The organism is Corallococcus exercitus (assembly GCF_042231735.1).
GTDB classification, from domain to species: Bacteria; Myxococcota; Myxococcia; order Myxococcales; family Myxococcaceae; genus Corallococcus; species Corallococcus exercitus_B.
Genome location: NZ_CP102577.1, coordinates 1,400,358 through 1,419,616, shown reverse-complemented (window position 1 = coordinate 1,419,616; position 19,259 = coordinate 1,400,358). Strand labels below are relative to the sequence as shown.

The 19,259-nt window shown below is 69.9% G+C and carries 17 protein-coding genes; 9 read left to right on the top strand and 8 right to left on the bottom strand.

Annotation, left to right across the window (positions count from 1 at the left end; all coding sequences use genetic code 11):
* Positions 1-128 precede the first annotated feature (128 nt).
* Positions 129-1,973, top strand: a complete 1,845-nt coding sequence (locus NR792_RS05275; protein WP_375758967.1) for a M4 family metallopeptidase — start codon at positions 129-131, stop codon at positions 1,971-1,973.
* Positions 1,974-1,989: 16 nt separating this feature from the next.
* On the opposite strand, the gene NR792_RS05270 is transcribed toward NR792_RS05275, so the two are convergent.
* The 3 genes from NR792_RS05270 to NR792_RS05260 all read right to left on the bottom strand — a co-directional run bounded on the left by NR792_RS05270 (position 1,990) and on the right by NR792_RS05260 (position 4,102).
* Complete coding sequence (locus tag NR792_RS05270; protein WP_375758966.1) at positions 1,990-2,763, bottom strand: DNA/RNA non-specific endonuclease; 774 nt, start codon at positions 2,761-2,763, stop codon at positions 1,990-1,992.
* Positions 2,764-3,018: 255 nt separating this feature from the next.
* On the bottom strand, positions 3,019-3,522 hold the full coding sequence (locus tag NR792_RS05265) for a hypothetical protein (RefSeq protein ID WP_375758965.1): 504 nt from the start codon (positions 3,520-3,522) through the stop codon (positions 3,019-3,021).
* A gap of 193 nt (positions 3,523-3,715) precedes the next feature.
* The gene (locus NR792_RS05260) at positions 3,716-4,102 is read right to left on the bottom strand and encodes a hypothetical protein (protein WP_375758964.1); all 387 of its coding nucleotides are present in this window, start codon (positions 4,100-4,102) and stop codon (positions 3,716-3,718) included.
* Positions 4,103-4,534: 432 nt separating this feature from the next.
* Between NR792_RS05260 and glsA the strand changes: the two genes are divergently transcribed.
* Positions 4,535-5,521 carry a glutaminase A gene (glsA, locus tag NR792_RS05255; RefSeq protein ID WP_375758963.1) on the top strand — a complete coding sequence of 329 codons (987 nt, stop codon included), beginning with the start codon at positions 4,535-4,537 and terminating at the stop codon, positions 5,519-5,521.
* A 22-nt stretch (positions 5,522-5,543) separates the two neighbouring features.
* Here glsA and NR792_RS05250 read toward each other — a convergent pair whose 3' ends face one another.
* The 4 genes from NR792_RS05250 to NR792_RS05235 all read right to left on the bottom strand — a co-directional run bounded on the left by NR792_RS05250 (position 5,544) and on the right by NR792_RS05235 (position 9,949).
* Entirely contained in the window at positions 5,544-6,863 is a 1,320-nt protein-coding gene (locus NR792_RS05250; protein WP_375758962.1) for an amidohydrolase, read from the bottom strand.
* An 18-nt stretch (positions 6,864-6,881) separates the two neighbouring features.
* Entirely contained in the window at positions 6,882-8,444 is a 1,563-nt protein-coding gene (locus tag NR792_RS05245; RefSeq protein WP_375758961.1) for a nitrilase-related carbon-nitrogen hydrolase, read from the bottom strand.
* The gene (locus NR792_RS05240) at positions 8,441-9,019 is read right to left on the bottom strand and encodes a PadR family transcriptional regulator (protein WP_375758960.1); all 579 of its coding nucleotides are present in this window, start codon (positions 9,017-9,019) and stop codon (positions 8,441-8,443) included. Before NR792_RS05240 ends, NR792_RS05245 begins: the two co-directional genes overlap by 4 nt.
* 87 nt (positions 9,020-9,106) lie before the next feature.
* The gene (locus tag NR792_RS05235; protein ID WP_375758959.1) at positions 9,107-9,949 is read right to left on the bottom strand and encodes a GNAT family N-acetyltransferase; all 843 of its coding nucleotides are present in this window, start codon (positions 9,947-9,949) and stop codon (positions 9,107-9,109) included.
* A gap of 168 nt (positions 9,950-10,117) precedes the next feature.
* On the opposite strand from NR792_RS05235, the gene NR792_RS05230 reads away from it, so the two are divergent.
* Positions 10,118-11,293 carry a trypsin-like serine protease gene (locus NR792_RS05230; RefSeq protein ID WP_375758958.1) on the top strand — a complete coding sequence of 392 codons (1,176 nt, stop codon included), beginning with the start codon at positions 10,118-10,120 and terminating at the stop codon, positions 11,291-11,293.
* Here the strand turns inward: NR792_RS05230 and NR792_RS05225 are convergent.
* Positions 11,287-12,342, bottom strand: a complete 1,056-nt coding sequence (locus NR792_RS05225; protein ID WP_375758957.1) for a hypothetical protein — start codon at positions 12,340-12,342, stop codon at positions 11,287-11,289. The two genes, NR792_RS05230 and NR792_RS05225, sit on opposite strands and share 7 nt — an antisense overlap.
* A 237-nt stretch (positions 12,343-12,579) precedes the next feature.
* Here NR792_RS05225 and NR792_RS05220 point away from each other — a divergent pair, with 237 nt between their 5' ends.
* The 6 genes from NR792_RS05220 (at position 12,580) to NR792_RS05195 (ending at position 19,258) form a co-directional block, all read left to right on the top strand.
* Positions 12,580-14,472 (top strand): lipoxygenase family protein, encoded by a 1,893-nt coding sequence (locus tag NR792_RS05220; RefSeq protein WP_375758956.1) that lies wholly within the window; start codon positions 12,580-12,582, stop codon positions 14,470-14,472.
* A 28-nt stretch (positions 14,473-14,500) separates the two neighbouring features.
* Positions 14,501-14,986: an NUDIX hydrolase gene (locus NR792_RS05215; RefSeq protein WP_375758955.1), complete on the top strand. Its 486-nt coding sequence runs from the start codon at positions 14,501-14,503 to the stop codon at positions 14,984-14,986.
* Positions 14,987-15,137: 151 nt separating this feature from the next.
* Positions 15,138-15,548, top strand: coding sequence for a response regulator transcription factor (locus tag NR792_RS05210; protein WP_375758954.1), 411 nt, complete (start codon positions 15,138-15,140; stop codon positions 15,546-15,548).
* A gap of 157 nt (positions 15,549-15,705) precedes the next feature.
* The gene (locus NR792_RS05205) at positions 15,706-16,095 is read left to right on the top strand and encodes a response regulator (RefSeq protein WP_375758953.1); all 390 of its coding nucleotides are present in this window, start codon (positions 15,706-15,708) and stop codon (positions 16,093-16,095) included.
* A gap of 32 nt (positions 16,096-16,127) precedes the next feature.
* Positions 16,128-18,083, top strand: coding sequence for an OmpA family protein (locus NR792_RS05200; protein WP_375758952.1), 1,956 nt, complete (start codon positions 16,128-16,130; stop codon positions 18,081-18,083).
* Positions 18,080-19,258: a FecR domain-containing protein gene (locus NR792_RS05195; RefSeq protein ID WP_375758951.1), complete on the top strand. Its 1,179-nt coding sequence runs from the start codon at positions 18,080-18,082 to the stop codon at positions 19,256-19,258. Before NR792_RS05200 ends, NR792_RS05195 begins: the two co-directional genes overlap by 4 nt.
* Position 19,259: the final 1 nt, after the last annotated feature.

The window sequence follows — 19,259 nt, the reverse complement described above, 5'->3', positions numbered from 1 at the left end:
GATATGCGACCCCTGTCCAGAAGACGGCCGGGCTGGACCCACCGGAGCAGGACTCCCAGTGCGTCTATACTTGCCAGGGATTGACCTTCTTTTCGGGGGGTACGGCCTTGGCCTATCGGGTCTTGAGGATGTGTGGCGCGGTCTGGCTGGGTGCCTCGCTGACGGTCTGTGGGAGCCGGGCCCCGGAGAAGTCAGGTGCGGACATCCAGTCCTCGTTGAGCGCGCTCACCCGTGCCTCCGTGCGAGGAGTCCACGCGGATGGCATCCCGGACACCCTCCAGGGGGAGCTGGGGCGCCTGGAGCCAACGGTGTCCGCCCTGTCGTTGGAGCAGGCGGCGGCGCCGGCGCTGGCCGCCGTGGCCCCCGTGTTCCGGCTCCGGCCGGAGGACCTGGTCCTTCAACGGGCGCGCCGGGACGCCGAGGGCAATCACCACCTTCGCTACCGGCAGACGAAGAATGGCCTGGACGTCATCGGAGGGGAGCTGCTCCTGCACGCGCGTCCGGATGGCACCGTGTTCATGGTGAATGGCTCCGCGCGTGACGGCGTGAGCGTCTCCGCGCGCCCCCAGGTGACGGCCGCCGACGCGGCGGAGGCCGCGCTGAAGGACACACGGGGGACGGGCCTGTCCCTCCAGGGCGAGCCACGCCTCGTGTACCTGCGCACCGAAGCGGGGCCGTTGCGGTTGGCCTGGGAGACTCGCGTGGCCGGCCAGGGAGAGGACCTGCCGCTCCGGGACCGGGTCTACGTGAGCGCGACCGACTCGACGGTCCTGCTTCGCGCGCCGGAAATCCACGGCCTGCTCTCACGAAAGGTATACAGCTACAACGGCACCCTTCCGGGCAAGCTGGTCCGCGTGGACTGGCCTTCGTATGACAGCATTGTCGACGCGAACTTCGACATGCTGGGCTACACGTACAATTGCTATCAGGTCAATTTTGGCCGTGCCTCGTATGACGGCTCGGACCATCCGCTCATCAGCACCGTGCACTTCCTGAATCAGTATTCGAACGCGTACTGGGATGGGAACCAGCTGGTGTATGGCGACGGTGATGGGGTGAACACCGGGCCCCTGGGTGTTGATGGCGACGTCACGGTGCACGAGCTGACCCACGCCGTCACGGAGACCGAATCCAATCTCACGTACGCGGGGCAGTCCGGCGCGTTGAGCGAAGCCCTCTCCGACACCTTCAGTGCCTATTGCCAGAGCTGGCAGTCCGGCACCTGGAGCACCTCCGCGGAGGTCTGGAAGATTGGCGAGGGCATCTGGACGCCACCCATTCCCGGGGATGCGCTCCGCTACATGGACGATCCCGTCAAGGACGGAGCGTCCATCGACCACGCGTCCGACTACACCTCCAGCACGGATGTGCACTACGGCTCAGGTGTGCCCAACCTGGCCTTCGCGCTGCTGTCCAAGGGCGGCACGCATCCGCGCGGGCGGTCCAACATCCACGTCCCGGCCATCGGCGTCCAGCGGGCGGGCGCCATCTGGTACAGGGCCAATACGGAGATCTTCATCAGCAGCACGACCTTCGAACAGGCGAAGGCGTGGACCGTCATGACCGCCGAGTTCATGGACTATGGCCAGGCCACCCAGGATGCGGTGAAGGCGGCCTGGGAAGCGGTCGGCGTGGGCATCACCCCGCAGCCTCCTCCGCCCTCCACCCCGCTGGAGAACGGAGTGCCGGTGACGGGGCTCTCCGGGGCGGCCACGTCCCAGGCGCTGTACACACTCGACGTGCCGGCGAACAGGCAGGTCGTCTTCACCCTCAGCGGTGGGACGGGGGACGCGGACCTGTATGTCCGCTTCAACGGCGTGCCCATCCCCGCGTATGACTGCCGCCCGTACCTGAGCGGCAACGCGGAGACCTGCACGATGCCGGCACGTGCCACCGCCGGGAAGTACTACGTCATCGTGCAAGGCTACGCGGCCTACGCGGGGGTGACGCTCAAGGGCCAGTATTCGCCTTGAGCCGCCAAGGCCTTCCTCAGTTGCAGCCCTGGCTCGTCAGCCAGTTCACGCCACGGGTCCGCTCGTTCGTGCCGTTGGACCCGCCGCCGTCCACGTTGGAGAAGGACAGGGACACGGTGCTCCCCGTGGACTGGTTGGTGATCTGCATCGTCAGGTTGTTGGGGATGAGCGCGGTGGAGTTCGGATAGTTCGCACCGATGGAGTAGCGCAACCGGCCGTTCGGCAGGCTCCCGCATTTGGCCATCTTGTTCTCGAGCTGCAGCCAGTTGCCACGGTTGAAGTTGGCATCCTGGGGCACGAGGTTCGCGCGCCCGCCCCAGCCCCCGAGCTGGGAACCGATGAGGTGTCCTCCGTCGTAGTCGTTGCTGGGATTTTCCGCGTCCCCCCACTGGCCCACGTTCGTCTGACAGGAGTCGACGCGCGGCGCGGCGGTGATGCGCGGCAGGTCCTTGTACGCCCGGTTGGGACGGCCCACGCTGTCGATGAAGTAGAACTCGCCGTCGAAGCTGTGCCACTTGCTCCGGTCCGTTGACGGGAAGAACTTCGGGCAGTCGCTGATCAGCTCCGCGGTGACGTTCCCGTGGGCGACGTACCCGACGCCGTAGGGCGTCAGCGCCTCCCGGATCTCCTCCTCCGTGTGGCTCTGGAAGAAGTCCATCAAGCCGTCCGGGCCTCCGAAGTCCTGCTCGAGCTGACGGGCGACGTCTTCTCCGCCCAGGTCCGTGACTCCACAGCCGCCGAGCAACAGACCCAACACCACCGCGACCGAGAGCTTGTTCAGGGTGCGCATTCTTCCGGCTCCTTTTCGCGACCTCAACTACCAAGAAGCCGAGAAAAATACGAGAGCAAGGAGATATGCACCTTGCGCGAATTCCGCAACGGCCCTGCTACATCATGTTTCACACACTCGCGTACCCTGGAGGTATCACAGCGGCGCGTTCCCGCTCGGGCCGTCCAATCCCTCTCTTGAATCGTCATGAAAACGCCCCCCACGATTCGACGTGGAGGGCGCTCGCGTGAAACCAGACGCGTGTTTCGTCAGCGTCTACCAGCTCCCGTCGTAGCCGGTGCCCGTCCTGAGGGTCAGGTAGGTCTCATCGCAGCGATGGTCGATGTTGCCATTCGCATCGTAGTCGCACTCGTAGACGCCACTCCCGATGTAATAGCTGTGACCGCCAGCCTGCAGCGTCGTGCTGAGGTTGCTGTTCATCGACTGGTTGTATTTGTAGTTGTAGTACGTGGACTTGTAGTTCAGCTGGAGCGCGGAGCTCAGGTTGACGGGGATGGTGCGCGCGCGGTCGGCCCAGAAGGTCGCGTAGTAGGCCGTCTCCACGTGGACGTAGTACGTGTCCTGGTAGCGCGCGGTTTCGATTGCCTCCAGGGTGACGAAGGGCACGCCGGCCAGCGCATCGCGGTGCTCGGCGGTGGGCGTGCCTGTCCTCGGCTCCGTCACCTCCGGCTGCTGCGCACCGGGGACATCGGTTTCCGGCTGGCAGGCGAACAGCACGGGGAACAGCGCGAGGGTTGCGGCAAGGAAGGTTCTTTTCATGAGGTCAGGGTGAGGCGTTGGGGGGATGGTCATGGCGACAAATGCGCCGCCACAAGCATGGCCAGATGAGGCTGGCTGGCTTGCATTTGAATGAGCCGGCGCGGAGGAAACCAATGCAGGAAAACCCTCAAATCAGCCAGCAAAAAAGCAAGACGCACGAAGATGAAATTTGGCGCCCTGGCGGCAAAGACAGTCAGCAATAACCAGGCCGCCCTGGTTTTAAGAAGAGATGGGCGGCCTGCCGCTCCCGCTCGCTCTCCCCTGATGTCACCGCCACGCCCATGGCGAGCACCCGCGCGAGCTCCAGCGGCTCGCTCCACCCTTTCGACTCCAGCATCCCGCTCCAGGCGGTCGCCATCGCCCAGAGCAGCAGGCTCAACGCGACCTTCTGCCAGCCCGACAGCGGTGAGGCATGGTGGCTCACCAGGAGCATGAAGGGCATCGACGCGAACAGCTGGAAGACGAGGTAGCCACGGACGCCGGACAGCTCCCGGGAGTGGTACTTCACCTCCGCGCCCTCCTGCTTCCAGTACCCCAACACGCGCGGAGGCAGGTCCGCGGGCCGCCAGCCCGTGGGCATCACCCAGATGCGCAGCGCATCATGTCCCGGCGCCGCAAGCGGACGGAGTGAGCGGGCCCTGGAAGGCCGCCACCCGGTTGCCCGCGGAGCCATGAAGCAGCCATCGACTCCGTGACTCCCGGCTCCACGAACACGCGAATCGAAGGGACCTGCGTGAGCAGCACCATCGGCAAGCCGAACCAGGTGACTCTGACCGTCACGGACTCGCTGGGCGCCACGGCTTCAGCCCAGCGCAACTCCAGTGCACCACCATCGCGCCGTAGCCGGCCCCACGGTCGCATGCGCTGTGCCGCACCGGACCCCATGAATGGACAGACGTGCGAGCCCAGGCTCGCGCGGACGTGCGACATTGACATGCATTGAGGCACGACGGACCTTCCAGGCGGGAAGCCTCGCTTCTCCCCTGCTCCCGCAAGCCGAGGGCCGTCACGCATGGAAACGACAGGCGAGCCCCCCTTCATCTCCACCGGGCAGCTCCCCGCCGAGGAGCGGGTCCGGGCGTTGGTGGACGAGGCCTACCAGCGCCACCAGGGCAACACGGAGGGCCAGTGCTCCCAGGTCTACCCAGCGCTGGCGCGGGTGGATCCCCGGCTCTTCGGCGCGTGCGTGGTGGGCATCAACGGCAGCAGCCATGGGGCCGGGGACGTGGACCATCCCTTCTCCCTCATGAGCGTCTCCAAGCCGTTCCTCTTCGCCCTCGTCTGCCAGGCCCTGGGGCCCGAAGCGGCCCGGCGCAAGCTGGGGGTCAATGGCACGGGCCTGCCGTTCAACTCGGCCATGGCCATTGACCAGAGCCCGGACGGACGGACGAACCCCATGGTGAACGCGGGAGCGCTGGCGACCACGAGCCTCGTTCCCGGCGGCAGTCCGGAGGCCCGGTGGCGGTTCATCCATGAGGGGTTGTCGCGCTTCGCCGGACGCCAGCTCCCGCTCGACGAGGAGGTGTATGCCTCCGCGATGCAGACCCACCACCGCAACCAGGGGCTCGCCTTCCTGTTGCACGGGCTGGGGCGCCTGGAGGCGGATCCGGTCCAGACGACGGAGCTCTACACCCGCCAGTGCGCATTGGCGGTGACCGCCAGGGACCTCGCCGTGATGGGGGCGACCCTGGCGGACGGAGGCGTCAACCCGCTCACCGGGACGCGAGTCGTCGACGAGGAGGTCTGTCATCACACGCTCGCGGTGATGGCCACCGCGGGGATGTATGAGACCTCCGGGGACTGGCTCTACGACGTGGGGGTCCCCGGCAAGAGTGGCATTGGTGGCGGCATCGTCGCCGTCGCGCCGGGAAAGGGCGGGCTGGGCACCTTCGCCCCGCTGCTCGACGCGGCGGGGAACAGCGTCAAGGGGCAGCTCGTCGCGCGGTTCCTGGCCCCACGGCTCGGGTTGAGCCTGTTCATGTCGCGCCCCAATCCCTGAGCGCTCAGAGGCGTCCTTTCCCTCAGGGCTTCCCGAGCAGTTCCAGCGCGGAGGTGGTCAGCAGGGTGACGCCGGTGCGCAGCGAGCGCTCGCGGTCCGGCGCGTAGAGGGGCGAGTGCGGGGAGGGCAGCGCCGCCTCGGCGCCCTTGGCCTCGGCGAAGCGCTTGGGCTCGGTGATGCCCAGCCACATCATCACCGCGGGCACGCCCGCGCTGCCGTACTCGGAGAAGTCCTCGCCGCCCATGACGGGCGGTGTCTCGGTGAGGTTCTTCTCGCCCAGCACCTTGCCCGCCGCGGCCACCAGCCGCTTCGTGAGCGCGGGGTCATTGAAGGTGGCGGGCGTGCCCTCGGTGACCTTGACGTCGGGAGGGCGGGTGGCTCCGGAGGCCATCGCCTCCGCCTTGGCGATGCGCTCGATGCCGGCCAGCAGCGCCTTGCGGACCTCCGGCTTGTACGTGCGCACCGTGAGCTGCAGGCGCACTTCATCCGGGATGATGTTGTGCTTGGTGCCGCCGTGGATGGCACCCACCGTGATGACTCCCGGCTCCAGCGGGCTCTTCTCCCGGCTGATGAGCGTCTGCAGCGAGAGGATGGTGCGCGCCGCCATCACCACCGGATCCACGGTGGTGTGCGGGTACGCGCCGTGCCCGCCCTTGCCGTAGAGCGTGACGTCCACCGAGTCCACGCTCGCCAGCGCATAGCCGGGGGTGAACTGCACCGTCCCCGCCGCCGCGGTGGCGATGGTGTGCAGGGCCACGGCGAAGTCCGGCTTGGGGAAGCGCTTGAACAGGCCGTCCGCCAGCATCTGCCGGGCCCCGGCGCCAATCTCCTCGGCCGGCTGCCCCACCAGCATCAGCGTGCCGCGCCACCGGTCCTTCGTCCGCGCCAGCAGCGTGGCCGTGCCCAGCCAGGACGTCATGTGCACGTCGTGTCCGCACGCGTGCATCACCGGGACCTCCGCTCCGGCCGCGTCCTTCGCCTTCGCCTTGCTGGCGTAGGGCAGCCCCGTCTTCTCCTCCACCGGCAGCGCGTCCAGGTCCGTGCGCAGCATCACCGTGGGCCCCTTGCCGTTGCGCAGCAGGGCCACCACCCCGTGCCCGCCCACCTTCGGGGTCACCTCGAAGCCAAGCTTGCGAAGGCGCTCGGCCAGCTTCGCCGCCGTCTTCTCCTCCTGGAGTGACAGCTCGGGCGTCTGGTGCAGGTCGCGGTAGAGCGCGTCCAGCTCGGGGTACAGCGCGTCCAGCCCCTCGATGGCAGCGGGAGACGCCGCCGCCGCGAGCACGGGGCCGCCGGACAACGCCAGGCAGGCGATGAGCAGGGGAAGCAAGGGAAGCGTTTTCACCAGGGAGCCTCCTGTCCTTCAGGGGGCAGCCACTACAGCACGGACCGCGCTTCGCCGCCGCGCGACGAGCCCGCGGACGGAGGCCAGGAGCCCCCAGCCCAACGCAACCAGCCCGGAGAGCAGCCCCACCGAGTCACCGATGCGCGCATAGAGCGTGGGCACGCGCCCCACCGGCAGCTCCGCGCGCAGCACCCGCTCCCGTGCCGTGAAGTGGTCCAGCTCGCCATACACGCGCCCGTAGCCGTCCACCGCCACCGACAGCCCCTGGTTCACCTGCCGCACCATGCTGAAGCCCTGCTCCACCGCGCGGAACACCGCCTGCCGCGTGTGCAGCGGACTGATGCCCTCCCAGTCGCTCGACGGCAGCAGGAGCAGCTCGAGCCCCCGCTCCGCGGCGCTGGCGAACACCGCCGGGAAGTCTCCGTCGAAGCAGATGGCGCCGCCCAGGACGCCCACGCCGGGGGCCTGGCTCACCGCCGGCTCCGGGCTGCCTGGGATGGAGTGATCCGCCTCCCACCCCGGCACCGGCCGGGACTTCACGTAGCGCCACGCCACCGCGCCATCCGGTCCCACCAGGATGAGCTCGTTGCGCAGCATCCGCTCCGCCTCGGGAGTGAAGCTCGCCACCGACATGCCGAGCCACACGCCCCGCTCGCGCGCCAGCGTGCTCCCCCTCGCGATGAGCGCCTCCAGCTCCCCGGCCAGCACCACCGCGTTCCCCTCGGACCAGAGGAGGAGCTTCGCGCCGTTCGCGGCCTCCCGCTCCGACAGGCGCAGCAGCTCCTCGTTCACCGCGCGCGAGGCCTCGGCGAACGCGCGCCAGTCCTCATCGGCGAAGACCTCGCCCTTCATGAGCCGGGACACCCCCGCCTCGCGGCCCGTGGCCAGCTCCCCCGCCACGGTGATGCCCGCCACGCGGACGGGCTCGCCCACGCTCCCCGCCCCCGCGAGCCGCAGCGCGCCGAAGCCGAGGATGGCCACCAGCACGCCCACGAACACCGCCACCCCGGGCAGGACGCGGCGTCCCGTCTCCCGGTGCTCGAACGCCCAGTTGGCCACGGTGGCGAACCACACCAGGAGGAACGTCAGGCCCCACAACCCCGTCACCGACACGAGCTGCACCAGCACCGGCACGCGGGCCTGGGTGTAGGCCAGCACGCCCCAGGTGCCGAAGGGGTTGCCCAGGCTGCTGAAGTACTCCAGCGCGGTCGTCGCCGCCGGCAGGAAGAGCGTCCCCGCGAAGGAGCCCCGCGGCCCCACGACGAGCCGGTCCGCCAGGTACAGCGCGGCGACGACCAACGCGCCCCCCAGCGCCATGCCGAAGGCGCTCGCGGCGGAGCCCGGGAAGACGCCCAGGTTCGTCACGCCGGCGGCGACGGTGTTGATCACCAGGAGCCCCACGAAGCCCACCGCGGGACGCTGCCGCCGGGAGAAGAAGAGGAACAGGGCGCCCATCAGCCAGCCGGGCAGCACCGCCCACTCCGTGTTCAACAACAGCAACAACCCCGCCCCCGCGACCAGGGCGAGCCACGGCACGAACGCGGGCAGGGGCCGCGCTCCCTCGTCCGGATGACCGCTCATCGCGCGGCCCGCTTCTTCGTCGAACCCGTCAGCTGCTGAAGGGCTTCGCGCGCCTCGTCACACCAGCGCAGGTGCGCCTCCAACCCGATCAGTCCCGCGCGAATCGACAGATGCTGGTAGGCAAGCTCCGGGTCGTTCTTCCGGGACTGGCGCACGTTCTCGTCGATGATGCGTAGCGTCGCCAGCAGCTCTTCCGCCTCGGCGCGGCTGCGCTCCACCTGGGCCAGGCAGTCCGCGGATCCCACCTGGGCCCCGAAGAAGAGCTTGAGCAACAGCTCGTTGCGCTCGACGTGCGGGAGCACCGGCCGCCGCAGCCACTCCGCGAGCGCCGCCCGCCCCGCCGTCGTCACCCGGTACACCTTCCGGACCCGTCCGCCCGGCGAGGGCTCTTCCGGCTCGAGCTCGACGAGGCGCTCCTCCGCCATCCGCTCCAGCGTCGGGTACAGATTGCCGTAGCTCTCCTGCCAGAAGTGTCCCACCGAGCGCTCGATGGCACTTCGCAGGCCGTATCCATTCATCGGCTCCCGGCACAGCATTCCCAGGACCGCGTACCGACAGGTGCTCTCCCTCGCCATGAAGGCCTCCTCCGGCCGGATATATCAGACTGATATATCCGGCCGCCAGCCCCGCGAAGCCCGTCCATGGGGGTGGGGGTGCGAGGGCTACAGCAGGCGACAGAGCCACACGCTGGGAATGGCGGCATGGAAGCCGGCCTTCTCGTAGGCCCGCCGCGCCGCCGCGTGACTCGCATCGCCACCGGTCGACACCGTGGCGACCCGGGCCCCCGCGCGCTTCATGTGGCCGAGCGCGTACTCGTAGAGCGCCGTCCCGACCCCATGTCCGGCATGCGCTGGATGGACGGCATTCAGACCGATCTCTCCGATGAGCGTCTCCGGGTCGACCTTCACCGCGACGAAGCCGACCACGCCCAGCTCGACCACGGCCACGAACACGTCCCAGCCCGAGTCCGGAGCGACGAGCCCTCGAAGCAGGTCGGCCTGGCCTGCGTCCTGCTTCGCCTGCGCGAGCTCGTAGATCTCGTCGCCCAGGAGCGAACGGAATGACGCGAACACGGGCTCGAAGGCCGCGCGGCGGATGTCCTCGAGGATCCTCCCGTCGGCGTCATGGACGCGCCGGATGTGGAAGCGCCGCCGCGCGGTGTCGCGATTGAAGGAATGCCAGACATGGGCACGGACCTCGTCGCTCAACCCCAACGCCTCGGCGCGCTCCAGCAGCGACTTCAGCTCCTCGGCGCTCAACAACTGCCGCAGGTCCGCGTGGTACTCCTGCATCAAGAACTGGTGCACCAGCACCCGGGCCGCAACCTCACGCAGCTCCTGCTCGTCGCCGACGACGAGGATCTTCGCGAGCCGATCCAGGACGGTGCTCCGCTCCAGCAAGGCCCCCCGTTTCAGGCTCAGCTCGCTCAGCGCCCGAAGCGCGTTCGCTCGCTGCCGGACGGAGAGCTGGCCCTGTTCGAGGATCTCCACCAGCGCGTCGAACACCTCGGGCCCGCGCTTGCTGAGCTCCAACAGGTCGACGGGAGACCCGCCACTTGTCCAACTCATTGATGAGCCAGCGATATGCCTTTTTGTCCATGACGACCACACTCCCAGTTCAAGCGGTGAAAACAAGCCTGCTCGCCTCCGGAGGACGAACCGTAGAGTGGCCGCATGACCTCCCCCCGCTCGTCCTTCCCGTGGTCCCCTTCCCTGCGTGCCACCGTGGCGCTGGGCTTCCTGTCCCTGGGTGCTGGCTGTGGCCCTGAAGCCGTTAGCGCTCCGCCCGCCGTGGTGGAGACCGCTCGGCCGCTCGTGGGGGCCACGCCCGCCGCCGCCGGTGAGTTCCCCTGGATGGTGTCCCTCCAGGACCTGGCCGGGAACCACCTGTGTGGCGGCACCATCATCAACACCCACTGGGTCCTCACCTCACGCCAGTGCGTGCTGGGCACCAGCACGGTGGCGCCCCCGCATCCGAGCACCCTGCGTGTCGTGGCGGGCAGCAACAGCCTGACGGCGACGAGCAGCACCCGGCAGGTGAGCACGCTGCTGGACATCGTCCCCTTCCCTGGCTCGTGGGATGTGGCGCAGGGCAAGGACGCGGCGCTCCTGCGGTTGATGACCCCGCTGGCGCTCAATGGCGTCACGGTGGCGGCCCTGCCGGTGGCGACGGCGGCGGATGTCTCCGCCGGCTACACCGCTCCGGGCGTCATCGCCACGCTGTCAGGCTGGGGGCAGACGACCCCGGGCAGTGCAATCCCAGACGCGTTGATGAAGATGAGCGTGCCGCTGATGTCCAACGCGGATGCCGCCCTGGCGCTGGGACAGCCCATCCACCTCAACGAGCTGGGGGCGGATGGTTCGGCGCAGGGCAACGCCTTCTGCACGGGGGACGTGGGCGGCCCGCTGGTGGTGGACGGGGCCGCCGGGAAGAAGCTGGTGGGCGTCGCCAGCTATAACGTGGGCTGCTCGGCGCCGGACATCTTCACGCGCGCTGCGTACCTCAAGGGGTTCATCGACTACATCACCCCGCGGCTGAGCACCGCGCCGCGGGCGACGCTGCAGCACGTGAACGCCCCCCAGGGGGGCTGGAAGCACTACTCCCTGACCCTGCCGTCGGGCATCCCCGCGTTCACCGTGACGCTCTCGAAGGGCACCGGCAATGGCACGCTCTACGTGCGAAGCGGCGCAGCGCCCACGCTGACGAGCTACGACTGCCGCTCCGGCGCCACGGACAGCAACCTGGAGTATTGCTCCCTCTCCTACCCGAGCATGGGGACCTGGTACATCTCCGTGTATGGCGAAACGGCTGTCGTCGAGGCCTCCCTGCTCGGACGTACGTTCTACTGAGTCCTGGCCCGCTGGCGCGTCCAGCCCCGGGACAGGCTCGCCAGCAGGGCAAGGCTCGCCAATAGCGACGAGGAGCTTCCCGGACCCGCCGAGCATCCGACGGCCTCCTCCTGTGCCACGGACTGTTCCGGGGGGAGCTTGACCTTGAAGCTCATCGCGAGGCTGACCGGGCTGGTGTTCCCCAGCTCGTGGGCATGGGCCGTCACGACGTGGGGCCCCTCCCCTGAGAGAGGCAACTCGGAGGTGACGGCCCAGTAGCCAGCCGCATCGACAGTGGTGATCCCGACTCTATTCTTGTCCACGATGACGGAGATGGTGAGGCCGGGACGAGCGATGCCGGAGAAGACGGGGGTAGGACCGTCCAGGATGGCGTCGAGGTAGGGCGTGGTGATGACCGGGGCCCTCAGCGTCGTCAGGTCCACGAGCCAGGAGTAGGTGGCCGGGATCGCATCCCAAATGCCGCGCGGGTCGTATGCATGCACCCGGAACGTGTAGGCGTTGTCGGGCAGGTCGGTATAGGTGACGGGCGAAGTGCACGCCCTGAAGGGCTCGTCATTCAGGCTGCACTCGAAGCGCGCTCCCCTGTACTCCGCGGTGAACTTGAAGGTCGCGTCGCGCCAGAAGGAAACGGGGAGCGGCGCGGAGTGGATGCGGGTGTCGGGCCCGGGCGAGAGCTCGAGCCAGTCGTGGCTCGCGGGGGTCGCATCCACGTTGCCGGCGCCGTCAATCGCTCGCACCTGGAAGGCATGGGGCCCCTTGGGCAGGTCGGCGTAGCTCGCGGGCGAGACGCAGGGGCTGAAGTCCGCCCCATCCAGGCTGCACTCAAAACGAGTGCCTTTCGCGCTGGTGAAGGTGAAGCGGGCCGTGGATTGGCCGCTGGGACTGCTCGGAGCGGAGCTGAGGGTGGTGTCGGGCGCCGTCAGGCCCACAGGCGCCCCCTGGGCCCGCGCCGCGCCTCCTGAGCCTGAAATGCCCAGGATCAGGAGCACGGCCAGTGCCCTCACGAAACGGCTCCCCTGCCACATCCGCTCAAGCGGCATCTGGTGCATGCGATTCCCCCCAACTGGCAATCCCACACGACATGAGTCCAACGGCGACGCGCCCAATCCCTGAGGGACTTGTCTTCGATTGGTGGCTGGCGAACAGAGGCCAATCCCTGGGTCATTGCCGCATCAGCGAGCAGGCCAGCGCCTCCCGGGGGAGGGATTGCGCCGGGAGCGCTCACTCAAGGACAATCATGGCGGCGCGTGCAAAGGCACGCTGTCCCTTCCCTGGGGGTTCCTTTCATGTCCGCCGCAAACCTGCCATCCGCGAGCAGCGCCTCGCCTGAGTACCAGTACAACTACAGTTACGTGCCCCCGCTGGCGATGGCGCAGGGAGTCCCCTCCGACCAGAAGCCCACCCTCGAGTGGTGGGGCCAGGCCATCGCGCAGGTGCTGCGCATCGCCCACAACCGGCTGCTGTGGGTGCATGAGCAGGCCCAGCGCGACGGCAAGAACGTCCCGGCGGCCCCGGTGCTCAACGTGGACCTGTCGCACCTGGGGGTGGGCTCGTTGGATCTCACGCACCTGGACAAGGTGCCCGCGCCTTCGAGCCTCACCCAGAAGCTGCGCGACGGGCTGTCCGCGTTGGGCGAGGCCGCGCGGCTCGCCGAGCAGGTGGCGGGCCTCGCCGAGAAGGCCTTCCGGGGAGAGCTGGGCAGCATCTTCGACGTCTTCAAGACGTTGCTCGAGGCGCTCGTCGTCAAGCCCAAGGGCCGCCCGGGTTCCATGCAGGACTACTTCAACCTCTTCACCACCCTGCCCCTCCCCACGGCCGCCCACCGCTTTGAAGACGACGCCACCTTCGCCTGGATGCGCGTGGCGGGCTTCAACCCGCTCGTCATCAAGCAGGCGCGCTCGGACGAGGACACGCTCGGCCTGAGCGACGCGGCCCTTTGCGCCGTGCTGGGCGCGGGGGACTCGGTGCGCCAGGCCCTGCAGGACGGGCGGCTGTATCTCGCCGACTACAAGGCGCTCGCCCGCGTGGTGAACGGCAACTTCCCGGATGGGCCCAAGTACATGTTCGCGCCCCGCGCCCTGTTCGGCCTGCCGCGCGGCTCGGGCGTGCGCCAGCTCAGGCCCCTGGGCATCCGCTGCGGCCAGGATCCCGCCGGCTATCCGCTCTACACCCCCGCGGACGGCGAGGCGTGGCAGCAGGCCAAGACGGTCGTCTCCGTGGCGGACGTCACCTACCACGAGATGATCTCCCACCTGGGCCACACCCACCTGCTGGTGGAGCCCTTCGTGGTGGCCACCCACCGGCGGCTGCCGGACGATCACCCGGTGAGCGTGCTGCTGCGGCCCCACTTCGAGGGCACGCTGTACATCAACAACGCCGCACAGGCGAAGCTCATCGCCCCCGGCGGCGACGTGGACATGCTGCTGGGCGGCACCATCCAGTCCAACCGCGCCGTCACCGTGGCGTCGCTGCTGGAGGACCCGGACTACGACTTCACCCAGGGCATGCTGCCGCACGCGCTGGAGCAGCGCGGGGTGATGGATCCGGACCTGGACTACCCCTACCGCGAGGACGCGCGGCTCGTCTGGGGCGCCATCGAGCAGTGGGTGCGCGCCTACGTGGGCCTCCACTACTCCAACGACGCCGCCGTGGCCGGGGACGCCGCGCTCCAGGCGTGGGCCGCCGAGCTGGTGGCCCAGGACGGAGGGCGCGTGAAGGGCTTTGGCGAGGACGGCGTCGCCGGCAAGCTCACCACCGTGGAGTACCTGGTGCAGGCGCTCACCATGCTGCTGTTCACCGGCAGCGCGCAGCACGCGGCGGTGAACTTCGCCCAGGCCGGGGTGATGACCTTCGTGCCGCTCGCCCCGGGCGCCGCCTACCGCGCCGCGCCCCCCACGCGCGCCGACGCCGCGCTCAACCCGGGCCTGGACCCGTACCCGCCGCTGGACATGGCCGCCGAGCAGCTCGACTTCCTCACCCTGCTCGGCTCGCTGCACCACTCGAAGCTCGGCGACTACCCGCTCCTGCACTTCAAGGACCCGGCCGTCCACGGCCCCCTGAAGGCGTTCCAGGCGGAGCTCGAGCGCATCGGCGGCGTCATCGAGCAGCGCAACACCGCGCGCTTCGAGCCCTACCCCTACCTCCTCCCCTCGCTCATCCCCCAGAGCATCAACATCTGAGCGCCCGCACCGGGGTAGCCTCACCTCCATGAGCACCCCCATCGATCCCTTCGTGCGCGTGGCCTACCGCGGCGCCTACCACCTGGCGCTCGCCTGGTGGTTCGTGCGCCGTCCGAGCACCGAGGGCACGCTCGTGGGGGTGTGGCGGGGCCGCGAGGTGCTGCTGCTGCAGAACTCCTACAAGCAGGCCTTCTCCCTGCCCGGAGGCGGCCGGCACCGCGGCGAGTCCCCGGAGGAGACCGGCGCGCGCGAGCTGCGCGAGGAGGTGGGGCTGCACGTGCCGGCCTCGCGGCTGCGCGCCGTGTGCGAGCTGCACCACACGGACGAGTTCAAGCGGGACCGGTGCCACTTCGTCGAGCTGGAGCTGGACACCGAGCCCCGGCTCATCCTCGACCAGCGCGAGGTGGTGTGGGCCCGGTGGCTGGACGTGGAGACCGCGCTGCGGCTGCCGCTCATGCCCGTGGTGCGCGCCTACCTGGAGGACGCCGCGCGGCGGCGGGGACTCGTGCCGTGACCTCCGGAAGGCGATTCCGGATTCCGGAGACCGGTCCAGGAACTGGAAAAGGCCCTCCCGCCGCCCTCCCCCTGGGTCCGCCAACCCCTTGCAATGACTGGGATGGGTGCATGACGCCTCGCGTGGCACAACCGCTGCACTGTTGTTGTGCATGCACGGTAAAATCCTCCTCCTCGATTCGAAGCCCCCGGTTCGTGGGGCGACGGCGCGGCACCTGACGGCCGCGGGCTTCACCGTCCTCACGGCTCGCACGGACGGGCAGGCGCGGAGCCTGCTGGACACGAACCTGTTCGACGCGGTCCTCATCGACCACCCCTTCGGCCGGCCCGGCATGGAGGAAGGCCTGCGCTTCGCGCGCGACCTGCGCCTGCACGACTCGCGCATCCCCATCCTGCTGATGACGGCGCTGCCCCTGGAGGAGGTGCGACACTCGGCGTGGGCGAGCGGCATCACGAAGCTGCTGCCCAAGCCGCAGCTGATGCCGGTGCTCATCCTCCACCTGTCCGCGCTCATCCCCGCCGCGGCCAACGAGGACCAGCCCCACCCCATCCCGATGCGCTAGAAACCCGGGGCCCCGTCGTGCCCGGTTCCCGTCCGGATTCCGGAAAATGGATCCGCAAGCTGGACAAAGGCCCGCGGAGGACACGGTTGCGCCGGGCCAAGTGGCCGTAAAGACGTCACCGCGACGTATTCCCGAGTCCCTGGCCCCCGCCTTGCTCATGCCTCCTCGAGTGCCCCGGAACCTGCTGATCATCGATGACGAGACGGTCCTGTGCTGGGTCCTGGGCCGCTTCTTCTCCAGCGCGGGGTACGAGGTCGACTCGGCCACGGACCTGGGCGAGGCACTGGAGCGGGTGAAGCACGGCCGGTACGACCTGGTCATCAGCGACCTGCGCCTGAGCGGCACGCAGTCCGAGGAAGGGCTCATCATCGCGGAGCGGCTGCGCGAGGCCTCGCCGGCCACACGCATGGTGCTGCTGACGGCGTTCGCGACGCCGGACCTGGGGTCGCGCGCGCAGGCCCTGGGCGTGGACCTGGTGCTGAGCAAGCCCCAGCCGCTGCCGACGCTGGCGGAGCACGTGTCGCAATTGCTGGAAGCTCCGCGCTAAGAAAACGCCTGGCCGCCGTCCAGTAGAGGTCCATGAGCGCTCCCTCCGCCGTCGCCCCCGAGGACATGCGGCGTACCCTCGTGCTTCGTGATGGGCGGATGGATGGCGAGGAAGACGTGAGACACGACCGCATCACCCAGGCCACCGAGACCTACCTCCACCAGGCCAACACGGACGGCGACGCCCTGCCGGGCCGCGGCTGGCCGACGGGCCGTGCCCGGGGCCTGGGCCGGGGGCTGGCGTTGATGGTGGCGGTGGGCCTGTCGGCAGGCGCCGCGTCGCGGGCGGAGGCCCAGGCGTCGGTGTCCCAGGCCATCGACGTGCAGCAGTACAAGCCGGGGCCGGGTGCGTACGACGTGCTCGGGCTGCATAGCGCCCGCGTCGCGCCGCACCTGACGTGGAACGTGGGCGCGTCGCTCAACTACGCGCACCAGCCGCTCAACTTCTACGACCCGCGCGAGCAGACGTTCGTCTACCGCATCGTGCAGCAACAGATCTCCCTGGACCTGATGGGCGCGGTGTCCCTCTTCGACCGGCTGGAGGTGGGCCTGGTGCTGCCGCTGACGGTCACCGGCTCGCAGTCCGCGGGCGCCGTGTCGGAGCAGTTCGCGGACGGCGTGGGCGCGGCGGGCCTGGGCGACCTGCGCGTGGTGCCCAAGCTGGCGCTGCTGTCGAAGGGCGCGCTGAACCTGGCGGTGCTCGCGCCCTTCACCCTGCCCACCGGCGGCGGGGACCACTTCCTGGGCGCGGACGGGCCCACCTTCCAGCCTCGCGTGACCGGAGAGTGGGCCACGCCGTCGCTGCGGCTGCTCGCCAACGTGGGCGTCAACCTGCGCAAGGCCCAGGACCTGCGCAACCTGCACGTGGGCAACGAGCTCACGTTCGGCGTGGGCGCGGAGGTGCCGCTCACGCAGGCGCTGTCCGCGCAGGCCACGCTCGCGTGCGCGGTGGGCCTGTCGGAGTCCGACACGGAGGAGATCCCCCTGGAGCTGCTGGGCGCCGTGAAGTACCGCTTCGCCCAGGGCTTCGCCGCGCACGTGGGCGCGGGGCCGGGCCTCACGCGAGGCTACGGCACGCCCGCCTTCCGCGTCCTCGCGGGACTGGCCTACACGCCGGGGGGAGCCCTGGCCCCGGTGGCCGCCGCGCGTGCGCCCACCTGCGTGCGAGGCCCCGAGGACTTCGACGGCTTCCAGGACGACGACGGCTGCCTGGATCCGGATGACGACCAGGACGGCATCCCCGACGCGAGCGACACCTGCCCCACCGAGCCGGAGACGGTGAACGGCGAGCGTGACGACGACGGCTGCCCGGACACGGCTCCGGAGGCGAAGCCCGCCGCGGACAACACGCAGCCCCCAGCCGCGCTCGCCCTGCCGCCCGCCCCGGTGGACATGGACGGCGACGGATTGTCCGACCCCGAGGACCGCTGCCCGGCGGTGGCGGAGGACAAGGACGGGTTCGAGGACGAGGACGGCTGCCCGGATCCGGACAACGACCGGGACGGCATCGCGGACGCGGCGGACGCGTGCCCGCTGGAGGCGGAGGTCATCAACGGCGTGAAGGACGACGACGGGTGCCCGGACAAGGGCGCGTCGAAGGTGCGCCTGGAGGGCTCGCGCATCGTCATCCTCGACAAGGTGTATTTCGCCACCGGCCAGGACGTCATCCTGCCGAAGTCGTTCCCGCTGCTGTCGCAGGTGGCCGCCGTCCTGCGCACCCACCCGGAGCTGGAGTTGGTTCGCGTGGAGGGCCACACGGACGGCCAGGGCGACGACGCGAAGAACCTGGACCTGTCGCAGCGCCGCGCGAACACCGTGCGCGACTGGCTGGTGAAGAACGGCATCGCGGCGCAGCGCCTGGAGGCGGTGGGCTCCGGCGAGACGAAGCCGGTGGACACCAACGACACGGCGAAGGGCCGGGAGAACAACCGCCGCGTGGAGTTCAACATCGTGAAGACCGCCGGCCCGGCGGAAGGAGTGTCGCCGTGAGGAAGGCAGGCGCCCGCCTGATGCTGTCGCTGCTGCTGTCGGCCTCGCCCGTCGCTGGGTTCGCGGCGGAGGCCGACAGCGCCTGCGGCGGGCTGACGTTCGACAACGGGCGGCTCACCACGGGCCGTCCCCTGGAGGCGAAGGGGCCCCGGACGGAGGCCTGCCTGCGCGAGGTGGCGGAGGCCGTGAAGGCGCGCCCCGCCATCCGGGGCCTCACCGTGGCCGCGAAGCTGCCGGACGCGGAGCGGCTGGACGGCCAGGGCCTGGCGGTGGCGAAGGCCGCGGCGGAGGTGCTGGTGAACGCGGGCATCCCCCGCACGCGCGTGTCCTTCGTGGCGCCCCCGGCCGACGCCAACGCGCCGGGCCTGTTGCAGCTCGCCTACGTGGAGCGTCCCGGGCAGCTCGCGGTGGCGCGGCTGCGCACGGCCAGCGGCCGGGTGACGGCGAGCCTGGGCGAAGCGGAGCCGAAGCCGCGCGTGGCGGGAGACCCGCTGTTCACGGGCGAGCTCGTGGCCACGGGCGATACGGGCCGGGCGCAGCTGGCGCTGGCGGACGGCAGCCTCCTGTTCCTGTCCCCCCGCAGCGCCGTGCGCCTGGGCACGCTGGAGCTCACCGCCGAGCGCCAGCGCAAGGTGCTGCTGGACCTGGTGAAGGGCACGGTGGAGACGCAGGCGGCGCCGGGCGGCGCGGGCTCCACCTTCGAGGTGCGCACGCGCGGCGCGGTGGCCGGCGTGCGAGGCACGCGCTTCCGCGTGGTGCAGCAGGAGGACGGCACCAGCCGTGTGGAGACGCTGGAGGGCAAGGTGGCCCTGGGCGCGGAGCGGGGCTCCGTGGACGTGGACGGGGGCTTCGGTTCGCGGGCGAAGCCGGCCCAGGCGCCGGAAGCGCCCCGCGCGCTCCTCACGGCCCCGGTGCTGGAGCGGCCGCGCGGCGGCGCGTACCCGAAGGCGCCGGCGCTCGTCTGGAAGGCGGTGCCGGGCGCGAAGCTGTACCGGGTGGAGCTGGCGGCGACGGCGGACTTCACGGGCGACGTGCGGGTCCAGGAGTCGGCCCATCCCACCGTGGACGCGGCGGCGCCGGGCGCGGGCAAGTGGTTCTGGCGGGTGCTGGCGGTGGACGCCGACGGCTTCGTCGGCTACCCGTCGAAGATCTTCAGCTTCGACGTCACCGGGTGAG

What these genes read in the sequence shown, in the direction of transcription:
- NR792_RS05240 (WP_375758960.1), bottom strand. Translation starts at nt 9,019, where the DNA reads ATGGCGAGGGAGAGCACCTGTCGGTACGCGGTCCTGGGAATGCTGTGC.
- NR792_RS05205 (WP_375758953.1), top strand. Translation starts at nt 15,706, where the DNA reads ATGCCTCCTCGAGTGCCCCGGAACCTGCTGATCATCGATGACGAGACG.
- NR792_RS05265 (WP_375758965.1), bottom strand. Translation starts at nt 3,522, where the DNA reads ATGAAAAGAACCTTCCTTGCCGCAACCCTCGCGCTGTTCCCCGTGCTG.
- NR792_RS05210 (WP_375758954.1), top strand. Translation starts at nt 15,138, where the DNA reads ATGCACGGTAAAATCCTCCTCCTCGATTCGAAGCCCCCGGTTCGTGGG.
- NR792_RS05270 (WP_375758966.1), bottom strand. Translation starts at nt 2,763, where the DNA reads ATGCGCACCCTGAACAAGCTCTCGGTCGCGGTGGTGTTGGGTCTGTTG.
- NR792_RS05230 (WP_375758958.1), top strand. Translation starts at nt 10,118, where the DNA reads ATGACCTCCCCCCGCTCGTCCTTCCCGTGGTCCCCTTCCCTGCGTGCC.
- NR792_RS05275 (WP_375758967.1), top strand. Translation starts at nt 129, where the DNA reads ATGTGTGGCGCGGTCTGGCTGGGTGCCTCGCTGACGGTCTGTGGGAGC.
- glsA (WP_375758963.1), top strand. Translation starts at nt 4,535, where the DNA reads ATGGAAACGACAGGCGAGCCCCCCTTCATCTCCACCGGGCAGCTCCCC.
- NR792_RS05200 (WP_375758952.1), top strand. Translation starts at nt 16,128, where the DNA reads ATGAGCGCTCCCTCCGCCGTCGCCCCCGAGGACATGCGGCGTACCCTC.
- NR792_RS05225 (WP_375758957.1), bottom strand. Translation starts at nt 12,342, where the DNA reads ATGCACCAGATGCCGCTTGAGCGGATGTGGCAGGGGAGCCGTTTCGTG.
- NR792_RS05245 (WP_375758961.1), bottom strand. Translation starts at nt 8,444, where the DNA reads ATGAGCGGTCATCCGGACGAGGGAGCGCGGCCCCTGCCCGCGTTCGTG.
- NR792_RS05260 (WP_375758964.1), bottom strand. Translation starts at nt 4,102, where the DNA reads ATGCCCACGGGCTGGCGGCCCGCGGACCTGCCTCCGCGCGTGTTGGGG.
- NR792_RS05215 (WP_375758955.1), top strand. Translation starts at nt 14,501, where the DNA reads ATGAGCACCCCCATCGATCCCTTCGTGCGCGTGGCCTACCGCGGCGCC.
- NR792_RS05220 (WP_375758956.1), top strand. Translation starts at nt 12,580, where the DNA reads ATGTCCGCCGCAAACCTGCCATCCGCGAGCAGCGCCTCGCCTGAGTAC.